The 25,441-nt window shown below is 41.5% G+C and carries 22 protein-coding genes; 14 read left to right on the top strand and 8 right to left on the bottom strand.

Annotated features, from left to right (window positions below; translation table 11 throughout):
- Window positions 1-26: 26 nt before the first annotated feature.
- The 12 genes from TOL2_RS02680 to TOL2_RS02630 all read left to right on the top strand — a co-directional run bounded on the left by TOL2_RS02680 (window position 27) and on the right by TOL2_RS02630 (window position 10,294).
- Window positions 27-2,468: a benzylsuccinate synthase subunit alpha gene (locus TOL2_RS02680; protein WP_014956012.1), complete on the top strand. Its 2,442-nt coding sequence runs from the start codon at window positions 27-29 to the stop codon at window positions 2,466-2,468.
- A 90-nt stretch (window positions 2,469-2,558) separates the two neighbouring features.
- Complete coding sequence (locus TOL2_RS02675) at window positions 2,559-2,765, top strand: hypothetical protein (protein ID WP_014956011.1); 207 nt, start codon at window positions 2,559-2,561, stop codon at window positions 2,763-2,765.
- Window positions 2,766-2,785: 20 nt separating this feature from the next.
- Window positions 2,786-2,992 (top strand): hypothetical protein, encoded by a 207-nt coding sequence (locus TOL2_RS02670; RefSeq protein ID WP_014956010.1) that lies wholly within the window; start codon window positions 2,786-2,788, stop codon window positions 2,990-2,992.
- A gap of 29 nt (window positions 2,993-3,021) precedes the next feature.
- Complete coding sequence (locus TOL2_RS25095; RefSeq protein WP_173391112.1) at window positions 3,022-3,300, top strand: 4Fe-4S binding protein; 279 nt, start codon at window positions 3,022-3,024, stop codon at window positions 3,298-3,300.
- Window positions 3,301-3,333: 33 nt separating this feature from the next.
- A complete protein-coding gene (locus TOL2_RS02665; RefSeq protein ID WP_173391111.1) occupies window positions 3,334-4,110 on the top strand; it encodes a glycyl-radical enzyme activating protein in 777 nt (258 codons plus the stop codon).
- Window positions 4,100-5,143: a glycyl-radical enzyme activating protein gene (locus tag TOL2_RS02660; RefSeq protein WP_014956008.1), complete on the top strand. Its 1,044-nt coding sequence runs from the start codon at window positions 4,100-4,102 to the stop codon at window positions 5,141-5,143. Before TOL2_RS02665 ends, TOL2_RS02660 begins: the two co-directional genes overlap by 11 nt.
- A 300-nt stretch (window positions 5,144-5,443) precedes the next feature.
- Window positions 5,444-6,307: an AAA family ATPase gene (locus TOL2_RS02655; protein WP_014956007.1), complete on the top strand. Its 864-nt coding sequence runs from the start codon at window positions 5,444-5,446 to the stop codon at window positions 6,305-6,307.
- On the top strand, window positions 6,288-8,051 hold the full coding sequence (locus TOL2_RS02650) for a vWA domain-containing protein (protein ID WP_083863858.1): 1,764 nt from the start codon (window positions 6,288-6,290) through the stop codon (window positions 8,049-8,051). Before TOL2_RS02655 ends, TOL2_RS02650 begins: the two co-directional genes overlap by 20 nt.
- A 68-nt stretch (window positions 8,052-8,119) precedes the next feature.
- Window positions 8,120-8,404, top strand: a complete 285-nt coding sequence (locus TOL2_RS02645; protein WP_014956005.1) for a MoaD/ThiS family protein — start codon at window positions 8,120-8,122, stop codon at window positions 8,402-8,404.
- A gap of 69 nt (window positions 8,405-8,473) precedes the next feature.
- Complete coding sequence (locus TOL2_RS02640; protein ID WP_014956004.1) at window positions 8,474-8,998, top strand: hypothetical protein; 525 nt, start codon at window positions 8,474-8,476, stop codon at window positions 8,996-8,998.
- 8 nt (window positions 8,999-9,006) lie between these two features.
- Window positions 9,007-9,759, top strand: coding sequence for a HesA/MoeB/ThiF family protein (locus TOL2_RS02635; RefSeq protein ID WP_014956003.1), 753 nt, complete (start codon window positions 9,007-9,009; stop codon window positions 9,757-9,759).
- A 115-nt stretch (window positions 9,760-9,874) separates the two neighbouring features.
- Window positions 9,875-10,294 carry a Crp/Fnr family transcriptional regulator gene (locus tag TOL2_RS02630; protein WP_014956002.1) on the top strand — a complete coding sequence of 140 codons (420 nt, stop codon included), beginning with the start codon at window positions 9,875-9,877 and terminating at the stop codon, window positions 10,292-10,294.
- Window positions 10,295-10,434: 140 nt separating this feature from the next.
- Here TOL2_RS02630 and meaB read toward each other — a convergent pair whose 3' ends face one another.
- The 8 genes from meaB to TOL2_RS02590 all read right to left on the bottom strand — a co-directional run bounded on the left by meaB (window position 10,435) and on the right by TOL2_RS02590 (window position 21,659).
- Entirely contained in the window at window positions 10,435-11,409 is a 975-nt protein-coding gene (gene meaB, locus TOL2_RS02625) for a methylmalonyl Co-A mutase-associated GTPase MeaB (protein WP_014956001.1), read from the bottom strand.
- Between the two features lie 6 nt (window positions 11,410-11,415).
- Entirely contained in the window at window positions 11,416-13,539 is a 2,124-nt protein-coding gene (scpA, locus tag TOL2_RS02620) for a methylmalonyl-CoA mutase (RefSeq protein WP_014956000.1), read from the bottom strand.
- Between the two features lie 38 nt (window positions 13,540-13,577).
- A complete protein-coding gene (gene mce, locus TOL2_RS02615; RefSeq protein ID WP_014955999.1) occupies window positions 13,578-13,979 on the bottom strand; it encodes a methylmalonyl-CoA epimerase in 402 nt (133 codons plus the stop codon).
- Between the two features lie 469 nt (window positions 13,980-14,448).
- On the bottom strand, window positions 14,449-16,374 hold the full coding sequence (locus tag TOL2_RS02610; RefSeq protein ID WP_014955998.1) for a methyl-accepting chemotaxis protein: 1,926 nt from the start codon (window positions 16,372-16,374) through the stop codon (window positions 14,449-14,451).
- A 53-nt stretch (window positions 16,375-16,427) separates the two neighbouring features.
- Complete coding sequence (locus TOL2_RS02605; protein ID WP_014955997.1) at window positions 16,428-16,721, bottom strand: chemotaxis protein CheW; 294 nt, start codon at window positions 16,719-16,721, stop codon at window positions 16,428-16,430.
- Window positions 16,714-17,103 (bottom strand): hypothetical protein, encoded by a 390-nt coding sequence (locus TOL2_RS02600; RefSeq protein WP_014955996.1) that lies wholly within the window; start codon window positions 17,101-17,103, stop codon window positions 16,714-16,716. The genes TOL2_RS02605 and TOL2_RS02600 overlap by 8 nt, the downstream gene beginning before the upstream one ends.
- A 356-nt stretch (window positions 17,104-17,459) precedes the next feature.
- Window positions 17,460-18,863, bottom strand: coding sequence for a sigma-54-dependent transcriptional regulator (locus TOL2_RS02595; RefSeq protein WP_041279214.1), 1,404 nt, complete (start codon window positions 18,861-18,863; stop codon window positions 17,460-17,462).
- Between the two features lie 12 nt (window positions 18,864-18,875).
- Entirely contained in the window at window positions 18,876-21,659 is a 2,784-nt protein-coding gene (locus TOL2_RS02590) for a cache domain-containing protein (RefSeq protein ID WP_014955994.1), read from the bottom strand.
- Between the two features lie 233 nt (window positions 21,660-21,892).
- Between TOL2_RS02590 and TOL2_RS02585 the strand changes: the two genes are divergently transcribed.
- Window positions 21,893-23,620 (top strand): ABC transporter ATP-binding protein, encoded by a 1,728-nt coding sequence (locus TOL2_RS02585; protein ID WP_014955993.1) that lies wholly within the window; start codon window positions 21,893-21,895, stop codon window positions 23,618-23,620.
- Window positions 23,610-25,421, top strand: a complete 1,812-nt coding sequence (locus TOL2_RS02580; RefSeq protein ID WP_051012250.1) for an ABC transporter ATP-binding protein — start codon at window positions 23,610-23,612, stop codon at window positions 25,419-25,421. The genes TOL2_RS02585 and TOL2_RS02580 overlap by 11 nt, the downstream gene beginning before the upstream one ends.
- Window positions 25,422-25,441 lie beyond the last annotated feature (20 nt).

Genomic DNA, 25,441 nt, shown 5'->3' with positions numbered 1-25,441 from the left:
TTTGATGCCAGACAGGAGGAGATGTTATGCCAACAGTCGCCACACCGACAACAGAAAGAACCGCAAGACTTAAAAACAGATGCCGTTTTAAACATGTAGCAGGCGGAGAATATGTTCATGCAGGCGTAAGAGCCGGAGTTGAACGTGCCAGATTGATTACCCAGTCCCATAAAGAAAATGTGGGAGAACCCAATTGCATTGCAAGGGCCAGGGGACTTGAAAAGATCCTTAAAAACATCACTATTCATATTCAGGATGACGAACTGATCGTTGGTGCCAACACAGAGCATCCCGATTATTTCCCCATGTATCCGGAACTTTCTTATTTTGCCACCGTAGATATGGTTGAAAGTCAGTATTGCGACCATAAAGATGAAATGCGGGAAATCGCAGAATACTGGCGACCCTATACTATCCAGACCAAAGGGGAAAAATATTTTACACCTGAAGAAATCGGTGTCATGTATTCTGCAACAACCGTGCAGCCTCCCATGTTTGTAACCGCATTTTCAAGCATTGTACCGACTTATGAAGCAGTTCTTGAAGACGGACTGATCAAAAGAATAGAAGAAGTTGAAAAAAAGATTGCCGATGCCAACGCTGAAATGCGCAAATCCCCATGGAACGGCCAGGAAAACCTTCATTATCTGGATAAAATTGACCAGTGGAATGCCATGCTAATTGCCATGAAAGCAGTTGTAGCCTGGGCTCAAAGATATGCCAGGCTGGCCAAAATCATGGCGGAAAATTTTTTAACCGACCCCAAAAGAAAAGAAGAACTTCTTGAAATCGCAGATATCTGCAGACACGTTCCGGCTTATCCTGCAAGAGGTCTCAAGGATGCCATGCAGTCCAAATGGTTTACCTACCTGTTATGCCACTCCATAGAACGCTACAGCAGTGGCTACGGTCAAAAAGAAGACAAAATGCTCTGGCCCTATTTTCAAAAGAGTGTAATTGAAAAAACAGAGCAGCCCATGACAAGAGAAGAGGCTGTAGAACTTTTTGAATGTGAAAGACTAAAAGTATCTGAACATGGCAGCACAAAGGGAAGGCAGCTTCGAGAATTTTTTGCCGGCTCCAACGACCTGTTTATACTTACCCTGGGCGGTATCAACCCGGACGGCTCAGATGCCAGCAACGACTGCACCAACTGCATACTGGAAGCTGCTTCAAGTATTGTTACCACAGAACCGTCCATTTCATTCAGATGGAATGAGATAGGCAATATTGAAACAAAGAAAAGAGTATTTGATTGTGTGAAAAAAGGATTTGGATTCCCATCCATAAAAAATGATGAGCTCAATACACAGCAATTGGTCAAATACTTTAACGTCCCCGAAGAAGTTGCCAGAGACTGGGCACTTGTTTTATGCATGTCTCCCGGCATCACAGGCCGTCGAGGAACCCAGAAAACAAGAAGTGAAGGCGGATCAGATGTTTACCCGGCCAAGGTTATGGAAATTGCCCTGACCAACGGATTTGATGAATTTTTCACCAATATACAGCTGGGACCTGAAACCGGTAACGGCGAAGACTTCAAGTCATTTGACGAAGTCTGGAACGCCGTTAAGTTACAGCTGAGATATGCCATTGAATTAAGCCTGCGATCCAAAGATGTGGGCCGGATAATGGAATCAAAATATCTGTGCTGCCCATTTATTTCAAGTATTGACGACGGATGCGTGGAAAAAGGTATGGATGCCAATGAACTGGCGGAAGTTGCCAATCCATGGCACAATGTAATCGGCGGCAGTGTTGTGGTCATTGATTCCATGGCAGCCATTAAAAAACTGGTATTTGAAGATAAAAAATATACCATGGCCGAATTGATGGATGCCTTGAGAAACAACTGGGAAGGCAAAGAAGAAATGCGCCTTGACTTCTGGAATGCTCCCAAGTTTGGTAATGACGACGCTTACGCTGATGAAATCGCATCAAAATATTATGATCTGATTGCTGATGAGTGGAAAAGAAACACCACTTATTCAGGCACCTATCCCCTGCCCCTGGCCCAGTCCGTTGCCGGTTATATTGTAAACGGCCCGAAAACTGCAGCTACTGCAAACGGAAGACATGCAGGCGAAGCTCTGGATGACGGCGGCTGTTCACCCTACATGGGATGTGACAAATCAGGTCCAACAGCAGTTTTAAAATCCGTATCAAAAATTGATGCCTCCAAACACAAGGGCATCCTTTTGAACCAAAGGCTTTCAACTGTTCTGATGAACAGCGATGCCGGTTTTGATCTCTGGCACGCCTACATGAAAACATGGCATTCTTTGGGAATTGATCATGTACAATTCAATGTCATCTCCCAGGAAGACATGAAAGCAGCTCAAATTGAACCTGAAAAATATACAGACACCCTTGTAAGGATTGCCGGATACAGCGCAAAATTCATTGACCTTGCCAGGTACTCGCAGGATACGATTATCGCCCGTACCGAGCAGGATATGGCAGGATAACCAACTCAATTAATTGTATTCATCCCCGGCATATAGCCCGGGGATGAATACAATAGTAAGCATTTTATCAGTTTAAAAGGAGTATGTATTATGGCTACTTGTAAAGAATGTAAGTTTGTCACACCGTCCCCAACCGGTGATCCCTCAACCGGCGTATGCCTTGTTGAAAGAATGCAACTGGCTGCCTCACAACAAACAAATACAGCTATCAGGGGCAAAATGGTACAAAAAGCCATGGAAGCATGCCCTAAATTTGAAGCCGGTGAATCCTGGAAAGATATTAAAAATCTATTATAATTTAAAAAAGGAGGTTTGTTATGCCGACCTGTAAAGAGTGCAAATTCGTGACCCCTTCCCCTACCGGGGATCCCTCAACCGGCGTATGCCTTGTTGAAAGAATGCAACTGGCTGCCTCACAACAAACAAATACGGCTATCAGAGGCAAAATGGTACAAAAAAGCCAGGAGGCCTGCGATAAGTTTGAAGCCGGTGAATCCTGGAAAGACATTAAAAATCTGTTATAACGTTTTATAAAATTTGAGGATGGCCTAAAATGACCCCTGCAATCAACTCAGACATAAAACATCTTGTCGGGAACATCCAACGTTTTTCAGTCAATGATGGCCCTGGAATACGGACATCCGTTTTTTTAAAAGGATGTCCCCTCAACTGTGCATGGTGCCACAATCCTGAAAACATCCATACATATCAGGAATTTTTTCATTATGAGGACAAATGCACTAAATGCGGTGCATGTGCACAAGTCTGTCCGGAAAACGCCATAATCCCTCCCCGGGTCAGATACAAGGAAAAGCCTTCCGGCAACTGCTGAGGTGGTGGTGGAGATGGTTCCATCCCTGCAAGTTTGCAGAAAGAAAGAGAAATTCCTGATGTACCGGAAGTAAAAGAAGTAATAGCTGTTGATCCGCCAAGGATCGACAGGGACAAATGCACCAGGTGCATGAAGTGTGTTGACGCATGTTCATTTGATGCCCTTAAATTAACCAGCACATTGAAAAGTGTGGATGAAATTTTCACGGAAGTCATGAAAGATCTACTTTTTTATGAATCATCCGGGGGCGGATTCACTGTTTCAGGAGGAGAACCGCTCATGCATCCCGACATGACCCTGTCTCTCTTAAAAAGGGCTAAAAAAGAAGGACTGCATACGGTTCTGGATACCACGGGATTTGCAAACTGGAATACCATAAAATCCATTTTAAAATATGTTGACCTTGTCCTGCTGGATATTAAACAACTGGATAATGAAAAACATAAAAAATGGACCGGCGTATCCAACCGTCTGATTCTTGAAAATGCTAAAAAAATGGCTGAATGCAATACTAAAATGAGGCTGAGACTGCCTATTGTCCATTCGGTTAATTTCTGGGATCTGCAATATCCAAAAGATATTGTAACATTTGCAAAACCTCTTGGCGATAGTGTTATAGGCATTGATCTGTTGCCTTTTCACAGCTTTGCCGCCAAAAAAACCAACAACCTCGGTGAAAAAAGATATTTTGACCACTTTCCCAATATTTTTAAAGAAGAAGTTGAAGATTATAAGAAAATTATCAGTAAGGGCGGCCCTTGGCAAACAACAATAGGCGGATTGATAGGAGTTCAGCAAAATGAAAAATGATTTTGGAATTATCACCAATATTCAGCAGTTTGCAGCAAATGACGGACCGGGTATCAGGACAACTGTTTTTCTTAAAGGATGCCGTTTAAATTGCAAATGGTGTCATAATCCTGAAGGCATACGCCAATTTCCGGAAGTTTTTCATTTCTGGCCCAATTGTATTAACTGCGGAAACTGTAAGAATGTTTGCCCTGCCGATGCCATGGAGGATATCAGAAAAGAACCCACATATCCGGGCCAGAAAGGCTGGAAAGGAAAATTAGGATCAAAAATTATCAAAATCAACAAAGAAAAATGTTTGGATTGTTTTCAATGTGTTGACGCATGTGATTTTGATTCACTTATTGTCAGCGGCAAATTTGTCACGGTTGACGATGTTATGAAAGAAGTTGAAAAAGACATCCCTTTTTATAAAGAATCAGGAGGCGGGCTGACTATCTCAGGTGGAGAACCTACGGCACAGCCCAAATTTGCTCTTGATCTGCTGAAAGCGGCAAAAGAAAAAGGAATTAATACGGCCCTTGATACAAGCGGTTATCAATCATGGGACATATTGGAAAAAATTCTGGATTATACAGATTATGTTTTATATGATCTCAAGCACCTTGACAGGAACAAGCACATTGCCTTTACAGGTGTCCCAAATGATTTGATTTTAGAAAATCTTGAGAAAATAATTCTTCGGGATGATGTGACAACCTACATCAGAATGCCCCTTCTGCCAGGAGTGAATGATTCTGAAGAAAACATCCGTGCAACTGGTCAATATGTTAAATCATTGGGACTGAAAACCCTATATCTTCTTCCTGCTCATCCATTTGCAGGACAATCCTACCGCCTGGTCGGGATTGATTACCCTTTCCCCATTGGTGAAAGTTACCCGGAAGAAAAGGCAAACATAGCAAAAACCATACTGGAATCTTATGGCCTGGAGGTTAAAATGTGGATCGCCTGGGTTGAGAACAATCCTTCCCTGAAATCACAATTAAACGAACAAAGCAAGGTTAAAACTACCGGAACATGCTTAAATTAGATGATTTATTTTTTAGCATTTGACTTTTAAACCTGCCAAAATGATTATCATCTTGACAGGTTTCAGTATCCAGCGAATTAGGTTTTACAGAGGCCAAAGAATATTGATAACGGTGCTTTGAAAAAAAAACAAGATAAAAAAACTGGATCATCGAGTGAAACTTTCGTCATGACTTAAAACAACCGCCAGGGGCAGACTTGCTCTTTCATTCTGGTTTGCCCCACAATAATACATGAAAGTCACTGTTTGGATTTTAAAAAGTTTCATATATCAAGATACATAAAAAAAACAGGTAATAACATGAGTTATCAAAAAAACATCACGCCATCCATTCCTGAAATAGAAACTCCTGCAATTGATCCTTATTTTTACGCAGACAGCAATGTTCTGAATATACTGGATAAACTCCATACCATTTCAGAAAAACATCCGGTGAATATCCTTGTTGCAGGCAGGCAGGGCTGTGGAAAATCTTCCATTGTCCGTCAATTCGCTGCGGTTCACAATAAACCCCTTGCCACTTTTCAGGTAGGGATTCTCTCCGAACCGGGCCAGCTTTTCGGAGAATACGCCCTTGAAAACGGAGAAACAAAATACAAACAATTTCTTTTCCCACAGGCACTTCAAACTCCAAACTGTGTAATACATCTGGAAGAAATCAATCGGCCTGAAAACCCCAAAGCTCTGAACATGCTGTTTTCCATTCTGTCAGATGACCGTCAGGTGTGGATGGACGAGTTGGGTCTTCTGGAAGTAGCCGAAGGAGTTATCTTTTTTGCGACATTAAATGAGGGTGATGATTTTGTCGGAACAGAACTGCTTGATCCGGCACTCCGAGACAGATTCTATGTTATTTTAATGGACTACCTTCCCAATGAAGTTGAAAAAGAAGTTTTAATTAAAAAAACCGGCATCACAAGTGTTCAGGCAAATGAAGTCATTGATGCTGTGAACACGCTTAGAAGCGATTTTGAACTTTCAGTGGAAGTTTCAACCCGTACGGTACTGATGATCGGAGAGATGGTTGCTGCCGGTGCCACATTGAAAGAAGCGCTGATAACAAGCCTGCAAACGAGCAAGGAAACCCTTGAATCCATTCTTTTGTCCTTACATGTTAAAAATGGATATCTTGAAAAAGGCAACCATGAATACAGAATTTTCTAAAGACAATCCTGACAAAAACGGAATATGCCGACGTCATTCAACGGAGAACTTTAGTCCTCCCTCTCCTGTAATTCAATGTTTTAAAATAAAAGGAGAGCGCGGCTACTCGGAATTCTGGCGCAGGGATAAATCCCCTGTTGAAACTCTGGAACTGGCAAAGCTTCTGAGTTCATTAAGAAAAGTCGTCTCCCATGTGGGACGGAATGCAGGCAAGGTTTCGTGGAAAGATACCATGGAAAGTGAAATCATCATTGATCCTTCACTGGTCATCGGCAAGTACCCGATTCCCGCCGCCAAAACAGACACGCTTATTGGCGAAGCCATACAGCATGCCTACAAAAACATGGAAATGAGCGACTATGCTGAAAAGCTTGCCAAATCCCGCCTGAACTTATCCTTCCGGTATATGTATAAATTTGAATTGTATTTTAAAACATGCGAAAAAGTTTATTTTGACTGCCTTTCTAATAAGCGTGTGTTCGGCGTTTACACGGAAAAAGCAAGAGAACGTGAAGTGGGAAACAATCTGGACGTCACCTCACACCCCCCTTCATTATCCGAACTTTTTTCCATCTGGTGGGACATTGCGGCAAACAGGCATGAACCCAGATATTTAGAAGAGTATAAAGACCAGTCTTCCCGAAGAATGATGGGAACGGCAAGCCTTGAAAAATTTTATAAAAAGCCGATTAAAATTTTGAACTCAATGGTTCCGGCATTGATTAATGAGTGTTCAAAAATTTCCGGGATCACGGAACGATGCAACTTCAGAGCTGATCTGTATATTAAAGTCTGGGAAAAATTATTTGCATATATAAAATTCTGGCCAACGGATCAATCAGATATTTTTTTGCAGGCAAGGAAACAGGAAAAACAACACTTAAAGGGAATCCAAAAAGCATTATCTCCTCCCGAACTTGTTTTTTCGGAAAAACTTGGAAAAGTCGTAAAGCAGCAACCACCAGCAACCAAAGAAAAAAAGAAAAAAGATCAAGGCATTGACAGTTCCATTGTTATAGTGGAAACAAACCATATCGTCCTGCCGGCAGACAATTTTATCAACAAAAAACTGCTCCAGGATCTTAGTTCCGTCTTCAAATCCGTGGCCATTCGTAAAAGCATTTACAACCGGGGACTGGCAAGCGGAAGTATCGATCGACGCAGATTGTACCGCGCTCAGACCACGGGAACGATCTTTAATATCAAAAAAAATGAGTTCAATCTGTTAAACGATCTGACCATTATTGTAGATGCAACCGGATCAATGGCGGCAACCAACAAATGGGAGCATACACAGGAAATTTTTCAAACCCTTTTTCTGGCAGTGCATAAATTCAATAAAAATGCCGGGCTTTTTGCCTACAATGAAGTCAGAAACACCTGCATGATTACCGAATTATATCAAAAAGGCAGTTTTTATACCATTCAACCCCATGGGAAAACAGCATCCGGTGAAATTATCAAGACTATGATCAATCGAGTAAAAGGTCGAAATAAAAAACCGATTTTTATTCATATCACCGATGGTGCATCAAACTGGGGATGCCCGGTTAAAGAAGCAATTTCACTGTGCAAAAAAAACAGGGCGCTGCTGTTAACACTTGGAGTGAACTGCAATGAAGAGGACACCAAATTATTGGAAGCTGAATATGGCAAACTGGTACAATTTGTAAACAATATTGACATGCTTCCCGCATTGCTGAGAAACCTTCTCAACAAAGGAAAACGAAACTTTTCCCACTGAAGACATAAAAAAAAACAGCTAAAACCAATGCAGAGCTGTGCTGAATAATGTTAACATGGAGATTCTAAATGGAAATTACCATACGGTTAACCAAATCCCTCGCGCGCCTGAACCATGACCAAAAAGATACGGTTCGATCTCTGTCTGACGGATGTGATCTGGCAAAACTCATTGAGTTGCTTGATCAAGACATGTCCGGCATAAAAAAAACTTTAATAAATCATAACGGGGACATTAATGACAGCATCAATATCTATGTCAACGGTGAAAATGTACGATATCTTCAAGGAACAGGCACCACTTTATCCGATGGTGACCACATAGGTATTATTCCAGCTGCAGCTGCCGGATAGCACCTCCCCTTTTTAAATACCATTAATTTTATACTATTAATTTGATACCATTTAAAAAAGGAAGAGAAAATGATTGTCGACAGACCGGAATCCCATTTTATTTTCATATTCCCCAAAGAGCATGTCCATCAACGATACAATTACATCAATTATAGGGGCAAACCCCTTACCAACAAAGAATATCTGGCACACTGGGGCAAATGGCTGGTGTTTGGAACAAAGGAAGAATTCGACAGACTGGCACAAAAGATGTCTCCCCTTGTGGATTCTCATGACATTCCAGCTGTAAAATATGACAGAGAAATGATCCCAGCCTTTGAACTGGGAGAATGTGTGATGTGCGTATACTGCGATGAACGGCAAAGAGATGAGGTATGGGAAATTTTAAATTCTCTTGGGGTTGAAGATAAAGCCTGGGTTTATGAAAAGGAGACCATGGAAAGATGGCTTCCCGGTGGCCATCTTCTTGAAAAATGGATCAAATCCCACAACCTTACTGAAGAACAGGCACAAAGTGTTCGTGAAGGTTCAAAATTACGATTTAAAGATATGTTTGGGGATGAAAATGCCATTTTCAAAGGCGTGGCACAATAGGTTTACCCATGCAAACAGACAAAAATTTTGACCGGTATCACCGACAGGTGATGCTGTCCGAAATAGGCCCCAAAGGACAGGAAAAACTCAAAAACTCAAGCATATTGCTGATCGGAGCAGGCGGACTTGGATCTTCAGCGGCTTTTTATCTTGCCGCAGCCGGAGTGGGAGTGTTGGGGATTATGGACGACGATGTTGTTGATAAAAGCAACCTGAATCGCCAGATCCTTCATCATCCCGGTACTATTGGAGAACCCAAGGTGGAATCAGCACGGCAAACTCTTGAAAAATTCAATCCTGACATAACAATCAATCCCTACAAATTAAAATTTACATCAGCAAAACAGCTTGAAAAATTAATACAGCGCTACGATCTTGTACTTGATTGTACTGACAATTATGACACCAGATATGCCATCAACCATGCGTGCATAGATCAGAAAAAACCATGGATATACGGAGCAGTATCGGAATTTGAAGGTCAGGTCATGACCATAATTCCCGGAAAAACCCCCTGTTACAACTGCCTGTATCCTGCGGCCCCGGCCATGTCAAAAGAAGCTGCTGCAGTATTAGGAGTGATGCCCGGTCTTATTGGAATTTCACAGGCCTCCGAAGCCCTGAAATATATACTGAATATAGGAAAACTGCTTGAAGGCAGACTTCTTTTTGTTGACCTGATGGAAATGCATTTTGATGCCATGACCATAACAAGGAACAAAAATTGTCCGGCCTGCAGCCATCTTATTGATTCTTCATAACCAGGCAACTGCCAAGACCTTATCCGGTATTTCATTTGTAACCTATCCTACTTTCCGGCCTATATAATTTGGACTTTTTTTATCCCCCTCTCAAAACTGAATTAAGGAACATTCAATGAAATGTTATTGTAATGACGTAATCCATAATGGTATGCAAGTGACCGATAATTGTTTCAGGGAACTATGGCTTTTTGAAGATCTCACGGATGAAGAAAACGCACAATGCAGGGCCATAGGCTCCAGGGGCGTTTTTCATTCCGGCCAAGCCATTTTTCTTCAAGGAGACTCAGCCCAGGAAATGTTTTTAATCAAGGCAGGGCGGATAAAATTAAGCAAGGTTCTGGAAAACGGCACGGAAGTAATTCTTGATTTCAGAAAAGCCGGTGATATGATTGGTGAGAATATGATTTGCGAAGAAATCAGATATCCGGTGACCGCCTGGGCCATGGAAGACACCATCACCTGCGGGTTCAATAAAAACCGTTTTGAAACGCTTATAGGTGAAAATAAAGATACCGGGTGTTCATACAAATGAATAATATTTTATATTAGAATCTTCTTTTGAAGATATATTGGTTCTTCTGTGCCGTTTAGTTGTGGTGGATATCTCTATATTAAAAGAATTTGAGGATCAAATTGGCTGAATTCAAGACTCTGCATCTAATCATTTTTTTTTTACAAATAGGACAAAAGTTTCTCAGCGCCTGCTGAAGGCGACATTTTCTCATTCTCCACCTGCTGTGAAACAAACGGTATTTTTTCATTAATTTTCTCATTATTTTGAAAGCGATGTTTCAGGCCCTCTTCCACAAGGGTCCACATCCATTCCAGGGATTGTTTTTTTCGCCTCTGCAAAAATTCACCGGATGCCTTAAATATCTTGTGATGATCCAGGATTGTATCCCATATTTTGCTTGTACCGTCTTGAACAATTGAGGAGCAGGTCAATACAGGTATAGGCCAGGCAGGCGATTCAGGACGGATAAAATGCATGGCTGTTTTAAGTTCTCTTTTGGCTTTTTCCACAGCTTTAAGGTTATCTCCATCCGCCTTATTAATGACAATCCCGTCAGCCAGTTCCAGAACCCCCTTTTTAATACCCTGGAGTTCATCTCCCGCCCCTGCAATCATAAGAACCAGAAAAAAATCCACCATGGAGGCCACACTGGTTTCAGACTGTCCCACCCCCACGGTTTCCACCAGTATGACATCAAACCCGGCTGCCTCACACACAACCATAATTTCACGGGTTTTAGCGGCAACCCCGCCTAAAAGCCCGCCTGCCGGGGAGGGCCGGATAAAGGCATTTTCATGGACAGACAGCTTTTCCATCCGTGTTTTATCTCCCAGAATGGACCCGCCGCTTCGCCGGCTTGAGGGATCGACAGCCAGGACAGCCACTTTATGGCCTTTATCAGCTAAAAAAATACCCAGATTTTCAATAAAGGTACTCTTACCTACACCCGGCACACCTGTAATTCCTACGCGGATACTGTTTCCCGTATGGGGCAGAATCTGTTCCATTACCATGGAAGCTGTTTTCTGATGCTCAGCAAGACTGCTTTCCATCAATGTTATGGTCTTGGCGATCATGCGGCGGTTGCCGTCTAAAATCCCTTTAACAAACTGGTCAGGGCTGGTTTGAATCATAATTTTTCACGCACCTATAATCTTGAGAGTCCTGTTTGCCGCATCCGTCACAACTGTTCCCGGGCCAAAAATCTCAGCCGCTCCCGCGGTTTTCAAAAAGTCATAATCCCCCGGCGGTATGATACCGCCAACCACCACTTGAATATCAGAAGCCCCCTGTTTTTTCAATGCTTCAATAACCTGGGGCACAAGGGTTTTATGCCCTGCCGCAAGGCTTGACACCCCAACCAGATGAACATCATTTTCCACCGCCATTCTGGCGGCTTCTTCCGGGGTCTGGAACATGGGTCCCAAATCCACATCAAAACCAAAGTCCGCATATGCTGTGGCAATGACTTTAACGCCCCTGTCATGGCCGTCTTGTCCCATCTTGGACAACAATATCCTGGGCCTTCGACCGGTCTTATGTTTAAAGTCCGCCGTCCTCTTTCTTAACGACTTGATCATCTCGGAACCTGAACTCTCTGCAGCATACACCCCTGAAATACACTGGGTGGTAGCCACAAATCTTTTGAATACTTTTTCCATGGCATCACAAATCTCTCCAACTGTTGCCCTGGCCCTTACCGCAGGCAGACAGGCTGCCAAAAGGTTATCACCTGATTCACAAGCTGTTGTGATATCATCCAAAGCCTTTTGAACCACCTTGGTATCCCGCTCTTTTTTAATCCGCACAAGGCGTGCCACCTGTTCATCCCGAACATCCTCGGATACTTCACGTACCGAGATGGGGGTTTCATCTTCAACCTTATATTTATTCACCCCCACAATCACATCCTTGCCCTGGTCAATCCTTGCCTGGCGACGGGCAGCCACTTCTTCGATTCTCATTTTCGGCATACCCGATTCAATGGCCCTGGCCATACCTCCTAACTCTTCGATTTCCGCCAGAATTTTACGAACCTTGTCAATAATATTCTGGGTCAGGGTTTCAACATAATATGATCCGCCCAGAGGATCAACCACATCACAGATATGGGATTCTTCTTGAACCAGAATCTGGGTGTTTCTTGAAATTCTGGCGGACAATTCCGTGGGCAGGCCCACAGCCTCGTCAAAAGAATTTGTGTGAAGGCTCTGAGTACCGCCCAGAACGGCTGACAGGCATTCAAGGGTTGTCCTGACAATATTGTTATATGGGTCCTGCAGGGTCAGGCTCCAGCCAGAGGTCTGGCAATGGGTCCGGAGCATTTTTGATTTTGGATTTTTAGGGTTAAACTGTGACATGAGTTCTGCCCACAAAAATCTTGCAGCCCTGAGCATAGCGATATCCATGAAAAAATTCATGCCGATCCCGAAAAAAAACGAAAGCCTTGGAGCGAATTGATCAATATCCATACCCGTTGCAAGGGCTGCCTTGACATACTCCAAACCGTCGGCCAGGGTGAATGCAGTCTGGAGAACAGAATCCGCACCAGCTTCCATGATATGGTATCCGCTGATACTGATGGTGTTGAATTTGGGCATGTTATCCGAACAAAATGCAATAATATCGGAAATAATCCTCATGGACGGACCTGGCGGATAAATATAAGTATTCCGGGTCAAATATTCTTTTAAAATATCATTTTGAATGGTTCCCATGAGCTGATCCTGGCGAACACCCTGCTCTTCTGCCGCAACAATATAACCTGCAAGGATCGGCAGCACCGCACCGTTCATGGTCATGGACACAGACATCTGATCCAGGGGAATATTGTCAAACAACAATTTCATATCTTCCACGGAATCAATTGCAACCCCAGCCTTTCCAACATCACCTGCCACCCTTGGATGATCGGAATCATATCCCCTGTGGGTTGCCAGATCAAAAGCCACAGACAAACCTTTTTGTCCCGCTTCCAGATTTTTGCGATAAAAAGCATTGGATTCTCTGGCTGTTGAAAAACCTGCATACTGACGAATTGTCCATGGACGACCGGCATACATGGTGGCCTTGGGGCCCCGCACAAAAGGCTCAAATCCGGGCAGATTATCCATGTATTCCACTGTTTCAAGATCTTTGGCAGTATATAAGGGCTTAATTGCAATTCCTTCCGGCGTTTTCTTTGTCAAAGATTCAAGGTTTTTCCCCCGCAACTCTTTTGCAGCAAGTTCTTCCCATCTATTAAAATCAGACAATTGAGACATAATTCTCCTCCGGCTTTAATTAAATTCGATATCAAACACTATTTTTCGCACAATTCCACCAGAACACCTGATGTGGCTTTGGGATGTAAAAATGCAATTTTTGATCCGCCTGCCCCTTTTCTGGGGGTTTGATCTATCAATTGAATTCCTTTTGCTTTGAGTTCTGCAAGAGCTTGTTCTAAATTTTCAACCTGGAACGCCACATGCTGTATTCCCTCTCCTTTTTTTTCAATATATTTGGCCACAGGCCCCTCATCGGAAGTGGATTCTAAAAGTTCAAGCTCACTTTCACCAACAGACAAAAATGCGGTGATAAGATTTTGTTCTACAACTGTTTCTGTTTTCTCCAACTTTAACCCCAGGGCATCTGTCCAGAAATTTTTTTTTTCATCAATGCTTGAAACCGCAATTCCTATATGATCTATTTTCAATATTTTCATTTTAAATTCTCCATTTTTTTTATATGAAAGTCTTCAAAAATTCAAATAAAGACTTTCATATTTTGTTGTGAACAAATCTGAGTGAAAGAACAAGGCTGCCCGTGGCAGTTATATGAAAGTCAACTGGAAGCCCCATTCAACTCCATCAAAGAGAGAATAACAATAATATTAAACCAATTTCACAAAATAATATAGATTCAATATTTTAAAAGCACAAGATTGAATAATTTAAACACTTCTGGCATTTTATTATTGATACCTATTGTTTTACCAGAAAAATTGTACGCAAGACCCTGAAATTCAGTTGATTTTCATATTATATGAAATCAAGTATAACATGCGACACAATACAGACAAGTAGGCACATTAAGGAAGGAGTCATAAAAATTCATTTGATGATACTTATAGTTAAGTCTTCTATCAACGGGCAGATAATAATACAGCTCGTTGACAGAAGACTTGCAGCTGATTAAAAATTTTCGAAATTATCATCATTCTCATCAAAAGGAATTACCTGATCCGGTTTGATTTCATTGGCTCTTGACTGCAGTTGTTTTCTTTCTTTTACAGGTCTGAGTTGATGATTTGAAGCAAGGTGTTGCACATTTTTTTTCACATGTATCCCTGAGTCCTTTCCTTTGCTGCCGGTAACCACCTGAACAAGATCTGAGACATATGCCTTGAGCTGTTCTGCCTGGGCATTCATCTCCTCGGATGCTGAAGCGGATTCCTCGGCAGTGGCTGCATTCTGTTGCACAACCTTATCCATTTCCGAAATTGCCGTATTAACCTGGTCAATCCCATTGGACTGTTCATCAGATGCCTCGGCAATTTCCGCAACAAGCTCTCCTACCTTTTCCGTACTTACAGAAACCTTGCCAAATGAATCATTGGTCTTTGAAACAAGTTTAGACCCCTCACTCACTTTTTTTACGGTTCCTTCAATCAATTCAGCTGTATTCTTGGCAGCATCAGCAGCCCTCATGGCAAGATTTCGCACCTCATCGGCAACCACGGCAAACCCTGCGCCGGCTTCGCCTGCACGGGCTGCCTCTACTGCGGCATTCAAAGCCAGAAGATTGGTCTGGAATGCGATTTCATCAATGGTCTTAATAATTTTTGAAGTCTCTTCGCTGGCGTTGGAAATATCTTCCATGGAGTGGGTGAGCAATCCCATTGACTCATTGGCATCGCTCACCACTTGGTTAGCTTCTCTCATCAAAGTATCCGCATGTTTTGCATTCTCGGCATTTTTCATAGTCATGGAAGCCATCTCTTCCATTGATGCAGATGTTTCCTCAATGGAAGCCGCCTGTTGTGAAGCACCTTCCGCCAGAGACTGGCTGGAGGATGATACCTGGTTTGATGCGGCTGCAACCTGGCTTGATCCATCGCCAAGACCTGCAATAATTCTGTTGATGGGCAAGGTAATGCTCCGGGCAAACCATAGCAAACCCAAAATGGTAATGATCAGAAAAATTACTCCGGCAATAAAAACAATATTTCGAATACCATGAACCGGGGCCATAAATTCCGCTTGATCCTGTGTCACACCAATACTCCAGCCCGTAGTCTGCACAGGTGCAAAACCGGCAATTTTATCAACGCCCTTAAAGTTATAATGCTCCACACCTTTTTTTTGGTCCAGCATATGGCTTGTAATGGCTTCCATGCCATTGAGTTTTGCAAGATTCAGTTCAAGTATATACTCTTTGTTGGGATGAGCAATCGTAAGGCCGATCTTGTCCAGCATAAACGGATAACCGGTCTTGCCGACCTTGATCCTGGTAATCTTGTCAGACAAAGTGTCAAGCTTGGCCACGACCCCGAAAACACCGACCATTTGCCCAAAATTTGTTTTCACAGGAACAACGACCACAAAAACGGGTTTACCACTGGCCTTGGATCGAACAGGTGTGCCGATGCTGATATTTTTTCCGTTTTTAATTGCAGTAAAATAATCCCTGTCTGCAACGGATATATGTTTTGTCCTCATAGCACCTCCCATGCTGTCCGCTATGACATTGCCGCCGGCATCTGCAACAAACATCAGATCATAACTGGTGCCGATCTGTTCATAAACCTTTAAAAAAAAACTATCCAGTGCCTTCAATTCTGTCCCGGCAGAGTCTATTCCTACTTCCAAAACCTTGCCTGCTGCATCCACAACAAGCGGCTCAAGAGCCAATGTCTTTACCAGCTTGATTTCCTGCTCAACAGCCACATCCGTCATGGCAGCCAAATCTAATGCTATTTGTGCGGCCTGCCCTTTTGCAATTGAAACCAATGCGCTTGATGATTTGTTGATTGAAATGTATCCTACCAATGCCAATGGAAGGATAACAGACAAAACGCCGCCAAAAATAAGTTTGAATTTAAGGGACCTTTTTTTCATTTTTATTGTTCTCCTTTTAAAATTTGAATTTAAATTCAATGTTATCCTTAATTTTAATACGCCGTCTGACTTGAAGATGATAATTTGTTTATACTCAACACATGGTCTATATCCGGTAAAATTTTAACACCTCCTTCTATTTTGGCCTTCCCCAGGATAGAAGAGGAATCAAGACCAACACTGAAATCAGGGATATCTTCAATATCCAGGGAACTTATATTTAAAACATCTGACACTGCATCCACCACACAGCCTACATGAATGTAACCGGATAAGCTCAGGTATTTCCCTTCCCGTTCATCCATGGCCCTTAACGACTGGTTCATTGTTTCTTGTGATTCAGCCATTTTGCATTTTCTCCTTTGCTTTTTTCAATATTTGTCTCAAAACAGAGGCAACATCTTGCAAATCGCTGTCAATATAACTGACAAAACTTGTTTTCAATCTAAACCCCAATGCAAGCGTATCCTTCCTTCTATCAGGCAAAATCAGAACGACCCGGGTATTTTCAAAAAGCGGACTCATGTAATTCAATTGAACCAGTTCATCTCTGAAGGCAACCAGAAGAATAACAACTGATACGTTATTCAACAACTGCCGAAATTTTTGCGATAAACCGTCAATTGAATTACAGACTTCAACTTTTATTCCAGGAACTTGTTCGTGGATAATATCTTCGAGCATTCCTCCAATATTCTCCAGTTTGTTTGCATACAAGACTGTTTTCATTCCTCATCCACCTACCCTATTCCTTTTTTATTAATAATAAGGCCTTTCATGTTTAATGATGATGATAATTATTATCTGCAGAAAATGTACCATAATTTTATATATGATTTTTTAGCTTTAATAACAGAATGTTATAATTTTAAAGATAAAAATGGAGATAAAACATAACGACATATTCCTAAAAACAGGAACAATATCATTCCTATTTTCAGGAATATGAAATGCCCGCTGCGGGCAGACCTGGTTTTTCGACCGGATTTGCCCGCAAAAAAAAATGAAAGTCACGATTGGAATTACCAGGACTTTAATATAAAAAAATATTATTGGATTATGAAATGATTACAAAACCAGTATAATCAAGAAGAACCAAAGCCTGACAGGTTATGCTTTTTTAGAAGGCCATATAAACGGGACTGAGAAATTCCGGAAATTTTATTTGCCTTTTCCCTGTCTCCATTAACCCGTTTCAACAACTGCTTTAAATACTCTTTTTCAATACTGGTTCGATAATCCTTCAGCGTGGGAAGATCATCCCCGGCACCCAGATCACCAACAGGCAGTTGAATTGATTTTTTTGCCGGAACCGCATCAAACTCCAACCCGGCTGTCCGGTACTCCGGAGGAAGATGTTTGGGGAACAATGTGGGATCCTGTCCTGCGGAAGCCAGCGCATATTCTAAAACATTTATCAATTCACGCACATTTCCAGGCCAGTTTTGTGCGGCAAGGGTTTTAAAAAATTCCGGGGATATGGCTTTTGTTTCAATGTCATATCGCCGGGCAAGTTCATATGTTTTTTTAATGGTAATTTCTTCGATATCATTCTCCCGTTCCCGCAGAGAAGGCAGTTTGATTTCCATGGCACGAATTCTATATAACAGATCTGCCCGGAAAATTTTTTCTTTAACCATCTTATCAAGATCCAGATTGGTTGCTGCAACCAGCCTGAAATCCACATGTTTTTCAGATTTACCGCCTATCAGGCGCACACGCCTCTCCTGAAGAGTCCGCAAAAAAGATTTTTGAACCTTTAACGGCAGATCCCCCACTTCATCCAGCATAAGAGTCCCGCCATGGGCCTGTACAATAAGACCATCCTGTCGTGTTTGTGCGCCCGTGAATGAACCTTTTTCATGACCGAACAGGGTACTTTCCACCAATGTTTCAGGCAAAGCCCCGCAATCCACCGCAATAAAAGGCTTTGATGCTCTTTTACTGTTTTCATGGATGGCCCTGGCAAACAACTCCTTGCCGGTTCCTGTCTCACCGGTAATCAGAACGCTGGCATCGCTACCCGCTGCCATCGCAACATCTTCCAGGCATTTATGAATAACATCGGACTCTCCTATAATATGCGACCGAACCAGGGAAACCGGTGTTTTTTCAGTCTGTTTTTCCCTGCGGTACTGAAGAGCCCGGGTTATGGGAAGCGAAACCTCGTCCAAAAGAAAAGGTTTTTGCACATAATCCCATGCACCGCTTTTAAAGGCCATTTGAGCCCCCCTGGCATCCCCTGTTCCCGTGATAATAATAACCTCAGGTTCGGAATCGGTCTTCATCAGCTCAGGCAGTATCTGCAATCCGTTCCCGTCGGGAAGTTCCAGATCCAGAAGAACAAGGTCAAAACACTCATTATTACAAAGAACAAGACCTTCTTTCATGGTACTGGCAACATAAGCTTCATGCCCCATCTGCTTAAGCAGCTTACTGAAAAGCAAACAAATCTTGGGATCATCATCAATTATCAATACATTAATCATGGGCTTCACTGTTCAAGCTTCTATCTTCAAAGCCTTGCTGACCGCCCGGGCAAGTTCGCTGGCGATCATGGGTTTCATAATCATATCCAAAATACCGTTATCTTTAATCGTTTCCGATGTCAACCCTTCGCTGAATCCCGTACACAGAATAATAGGAATATCAGGCCTTATTGATATCATCTGTTTTGATAGTTCAAGACCTGTCATACGGGGCATTGCCATATCCGTTAATACAAGATCATAATCATTGGGGCTTTGTTTGAATTTTTCAAGGGTTTCCAGGCTGTTGCTCATACCGATTACTTCATAACCGAGTTTTAAAAGCACCTGCCGGGTCCAGTCAACAATCGACTCTTCATCGTCGACCAAAAGGATTCTGCCACTGCCTTTCATGAGGAAAAAATCAGCGGACTCAGTACTTGTTACGGATTCTCCAGGATGTTCCGGAATTATCAACTGGAAGGTTGTTCCCATACCAATTTCACTGTAGGTCGAAATGGCACCCCCCATGTCCTTGATGATACCATAAGCTGTTGACAAGCCCATTCCAGTTCCTTCAATTCGTCCTTTGGTTGTAAAAAAGGGTTCAAAAATCCTTTCAATCAACTCTTTTGGAATACCACATCCCGTGTCGGAAATCGCCAATTGAAGATAACGGCCCGGTTTTAATTCTTTTGCCTGGAGAATTTCATGGTTCAAAATTTCAATTGATTTGAGCCGAACTTCCAATACGCCGCCCTTTTCTTTCATTGCATAGGCCGCATTTGTAAAAAAATTCATGAGAACCTGGTGAATCTGTGTAGGATCTGCCATCACAATTCCGTCTGTTACGTCAAAATGATGTCTGATCTCTATGTTCACAGGCACCGAAGCTCTTAAAAACTTCAGGCATTCCTTGATCAAGGGCGTTATCTGTATCAAATCTTTTTGAACATCCGCCCTGCGGCTGAATGTCAATATATGCCTGACCAGATCCCTGGCCCTCATACCGGCTGCAAGAACCTGATCCAGGTTCTTTTTTGTCTCCTCATCCTTAATGCAACCCAATTTTACCAATTCCGTAAAACCCATAACAGAAGACAGAATATTATTAAAATCATGGGCAATTCCACCGGCCAAAGTCCCGATGGCTTCCATTTTCTGAGCCTGCTGGAATTTATGCTCCAGGTTCTTGCGTTTGGAAATATCACGGGTAACTCCCAATACCCTGTCCGGTTTTCCGTTTTTATCCCTTAAAAAACTTGCCGTCACCTCTGTCCAGACTTTTGATCCGTTTTTTCTTATCTGCTCCAGCTCAATGATCTTGTACCGGTTGGTATCAATCCCTTCTTTTTCCTCTTTTTCCAATTCTTCGGCTATGGCTGCAGATACTTTTTCAAAGGATGTTTGAGTCATGAAATATTCGATATCCAGTTCAAGAATTTCCTCGCATGTATATCCCAGAATCCTTTCCATGGAAGGACTGGCATAAGACAAAAATAAATTGGAAAGCTGCATTATACAAATACCATCGGTTGCATTATCAGCCAACAGCCGGTATCTTTCTTCACTTTTTCGCAAATCGTCTTCAGACTGCTTTTTTTGAATAATTCTCCACATACCGTCCATCATCAACTGCAATTGACGAACATCAGACTCATTATAATTCTCATGTTTATTACCCACACCTGCCAATGCCACAATCTTTTCATTGTCACATATTGGAATACTCATCATACGGGAAATTTTTACATGCCCATGAGGATATCCTTTTTTTGCCGGAGACTTCAAATTATCATAATCATTGATAATAACGGTTTTTCTGCGTCTTGCAGCCTCGCCCCACATTCCTATTTCATCTACCTGATATACCAATTTTTTATCAATAATTTCACATTGTTTCATGGTTTCTTCTGACCAGGTGTGCATGGTCAGTTGAGTCTCGTCATCATTTAAAAAAGCCAGGTATCCTATATCACTCTGGGTCAACTTAATTGCTTGCTCCAATGCAAACCCAGTCAGTTCTCTGAGTGAAGCATTCGACATCTGGCTTAATTCCAATAATTTTTTAAGCCTCAATTCCTCAAAATGTTTTGCTTTTTCTGCAAGGATTTTTTTTTTATCGACCTTAAATGCCTGCCATGTGATATAAAATGACAACAAAATAATAATGGCAAGAACCCCCGTAAAAATTTTGACAAACCCCTGGATGGTCGTGTCGATCTCCATACGGACATCTTCAAGATATATACCAGTCCCGATAATCCAGCTCCATGGAAGAAATCCGCTTACATATGAAACTTTCGGACCAACCTTTTTAGAATCATCTTTCCATTGCCAAACATATTCCACATAACCGGAACCTTTCATTTTAACAGTGTTGACAAATTCTGCAAAAATATATTTTCCGTTGGAATCGGTTGAATTTACCTGATCCTTACCTTCGAGTTCTGGCATATAAGGATGCATAATCACCCGGTGCTGCATATCGACTATCCAGAAATAATCTTTGCCTTCAGGGCCATAGCGCAAATTTCGAATTTGCCTTATTGCAGACTGTTCAGCAGTTTCAATGCTCAATTCTCCTTGCCTTACCCTTTGATCATATTCTGACAGCAAACTCCAGGCGGTTACCGTAAGTTCACGGATTATTTCCTTTTTCAGATTCATCATATGTTTTTTCTCATTGGGTATAAAAACCAGAAAAACACTCAGGACAAACAGAACATAGGTTGCATATAAAGGGATGATAATCCTCAGGGATGAGGACAATGCTTTTTTTTTGATGAATTTATCAGATGTCCTGTTTTCTATCATAAAAAGTCTTCTCCCAAAAACCAAATAGAATAGGCATGATAACTGTCAAACTAAAATATCAGGATATACATACAGCATTATTATTGGCATTGCCAGATATTATTATTAGGCAATCACAATGTATATGAAATTTTATCATTTAATGATTAAAGCTTTAGCATTTGGTTGACAACCAATCTTTTTTTTCATTAGAATCAATTTTTATTTTTTCATACAGGTATAAAACAAATATATTGAAACTAATTTATCCATATTTTAAAAAAAATTTTTATAAAATAATATTGGGGCTTTTCTGCATGATTATTGTGGATATCACCCAGTTGATCATTCCCCAAATTGTTAAAAATACCATTGACACTTTAAATTCAACATCTTTTGACACCCATGCCTTGTTTGTTCAATGTGCGTTTATTCTTTTGCTCGGTCTTGTCATGGCAGGATTAAGGTATGTCTGGCGAAATATTCTCATGGGAAGTGCAAGAAGTCTTGAAAAAGATATCAGGGATTATCTTTTCAGGCATATCCTGAATCTGGACATGGCCTATTTAGACAAAATCAAGACCGGAGATATCATGGCCCATGCCACAAGCGATATCAATCATATCAGGATGGCATTCGGTTTTGGTCTGATCGTGCTTGTAGACACGATTCTTCTTGGCGGTGCCACCTTTGCCATCATGCTTGCCACCCATACAAAACTGACACTACTGGCAATGATTCCAATGCCTTTTTTGATTATTGTGACAAGAATCCTGGGCAAAAAAATGCATCTTTTCCATAAAACAGCTCAGGAATCTTTTTCCCAGCTGACCGAACTTGTAAGAGAAAGTTTTTTTGGCATTCGCATCATAAAAGTATTTAATTTTGAACCTGTCGTAGGCAATAAGGTAAGGGGGGCTTCAACAGATTATTTTAAAAAAAATCTCAAGCGGGCATTTGTTACTGCACTGTTAAGACCTTTATTCGGACTGTTTTTTAATCTGTCAACCCTTGTGATTATATTTTACGGCGGTTTCCTGGTAATGGAACAAGCACTCACACCGGGTGAACTTGTTGCGTTTATTCAATATCTTGGAATTTTGGCATGGCCTGTCATTGCCATTGGATGGATGACCAATCTCTTTCAGCGGGGAATGGCATCCTTGAAAAGAATCAATGCCCTTTTAGACTCACAGCCAGAGGTGATATCTCCTGAGAATCCGCACCTTATTTCCAACATAAAAGGAAATATCGTGTTTGAAAATGTCAGTTTTGCCTATGAAAAAACAAACTTTGTACTTTTAAATATAAGCTTTCAGATTCATCCGGGAACTTCAATCGGCATAACAGGTCCGCCGGGTTCAGGAAAAACAAGCCTGGTACAATTGATTCCGCGACTTTACAATGCCACAAAAGGTAATATTCGCTTAGATGATATAGATCTGAACACCCTGGATCTTGATTTTTTAAGGCAGCATATTGCAGTGATGCCCCAGGAATCTTTTCTTTTTTCCGGTACAATAAGAGAAAATATTCTCATGGGCAAGCATGTGGATCAAAAAAAAATTGACGAAATCATCAGAGCCTGCAGCCTGAAAACCACAATTGAAAAAATGACACATGGACTGGATACCATTGTAGGCGAAAGAGGCATCACTCTGTCAGGCGGGCAAAAGCAGAGGATTACCCTTGCAAGGACCTTGATGTTGAAAAAACCCGTTATCATTTTAGATGATCCCATAAGCCAGATGGACACTCATACTGCCGCAAGCGTCATTGCCAATTTAAACCGGATGAATCTAAATTCAACTTTAATTATTATTTCCCATAGGATCTCCGCACTGGCCTCATGCGACAAAATTTTTACTCTAAAAAACGGTAGGATTGATCATTTTGGAACCCACAAAGAGCTCATTGAAACAGACCGGTTTTATAAACAATCTTACCTGGTCCAGCAGTTTGAGGAGGAATATGGTGCCTGAACCCCATAAAGGAGAAAAACAGGGGGAAGAAAAGCAAATCAAGCTTGCTGACCTCAAACTGATAAAAGCATTATTGCCTTTTCTCAAACCGTATTTATGGATGCTGATGCTGTCGACACTGCTGGTTTTTCTGGTCACTTTTTTTGACCTGCTCATGCCGATTTTTACTCAAAAAGCATTTGACGGGTTCATCGTTCCCGTAGATCCTGAAAAAGGCATCCATATTTTCGGGGTGACAATTGAATCTTTCCAGACCTTTTGCATACTTTTTTGTGTATTTATTCTAACCTCATTTATCATTGATTTTATTCAGACCATCTTCATGGAATATACAGGTCAAAAAATCATATTAAACCTCAGGTGCGCACTTTTTTCCCACATGACTTTTCTGCCGGTCCGCTTTTATGATAAAAACTCAAGTGGAAGGCTTGTCTCCCGTGTAGCCGGGGATATTGAAAACATGAACGAAATGTTTACAAGTATTCTCATTTTTATTTTCAAAGATCTGATGCTCATGGCAGCCATTCTGGTGATACTTTTTACCATTAACACTAAGCTTGCACTTTATCTGTCTGCACTGATTCCGGTAATTATAATCAGTATCAGTATGTTCTCAAATATTTTGAGAACAGCTTTTCGAGGCATACGTCAAAAAATAGCTGAGATAAACCACAGTTTTTCAGAGGCTTTAACAGGCATCAAAATTATCCAGACAACATCCAGCCGGAAAAAGTTTATGCAACGATTTGAGCTGCTGAATTTTGAACATTTCACTGCCGCTCTTTTCCAAATAAAAATATTTTCCATATTTATGCCGTTTGTCAGTTTTTTAGGGGTATTGAGTGTGGCCATTATCATCTGGACAGGGAGCTTTGAAGTCATGAAAGATTCCCTTACCCTGGGTGGACTTGTGGCCTTTTTAACTTATATGAAACTTTTTTTCAGACCATTAAGGGAGCTGTCTGAAAAATTCAATCTTCTTCAAAATGCCCTGGCATCGGCAGAACGGATTATCACAATACTTAACAATGATCAGGCAAAACAACGGATAAACAAAAAAAGAATTTTTCTTGATAAAATTTCCAGTATCACATTTGATCAAGTCAATTTTTCATACAAACAAGACAAAATAGTCCTTAAAGACATCTCTTTTGACCTTAGCCGGGGCAAATCCATCGGTATTGTCGGACAGACAGGGTCAGGCAAAAGTTCCATCATCAACTTGATCACAGGATTTTACCAACCTGATAATGGCAATATTCTCATCAACCATATCAATTACCAGTCAGTCAATATCGAAGACATCAGAAGCAGAACCGCACTTGTCATGCAGGATCCTGTCCTATTTTCCGGCAGTATCAGGGACAACATAAAACCTTTTCAGGGTGATATGAACAATTCCAGGCTTGAAAAAGCCTTGTATAACGCAAATTGTAAATTTTTATTTACAAAATTTTCAGGACTTGACACCAGAATAGAAGAAGGGGGCAGGCCACTATCGAGCGGAGAAAAACAGCTGGTCTGCATTGCAAGGGCATTTGCCTTTAATCCGGACTTGATAATTTTTGATGAAGCAACTTCCTATATGGACTCACAATCAGAGCAAAAAGTTCATGATGCCATGAAAAAACTAATGAAAGGAAGGCTGTCCATCATCATTGCCCACAGGCTGTCCACAGTTAAACAATGTGATAACATCCTTTTGTTAAGGGATGGAAGCATACAGGAGAGCGGATCTCACCAGGAACTTGCTGCATTAAAGGGTGAATATTACCACCTTTTGCAAAAAGAAAAAATATAAAACCATAGGAATATAATGTA

It is taken from the genome of Desulfobacula toluolica Tol2, from assembly GCF_000307105.1.
In the GTDB taxonomy this organism is placed as follows: domain Bacteria; phylum Desulfobacterota; class Desulfobacteria; order Desulfobacterales; family Desulfobacteraceae; genus Desulfobacula; species Desulfobacula toluolica.
The sequence above is the reverse complement of the archived record's forward strand: the minus strand, read 5'-3'. Positions and strand labels throughout refer to the sequence as shown.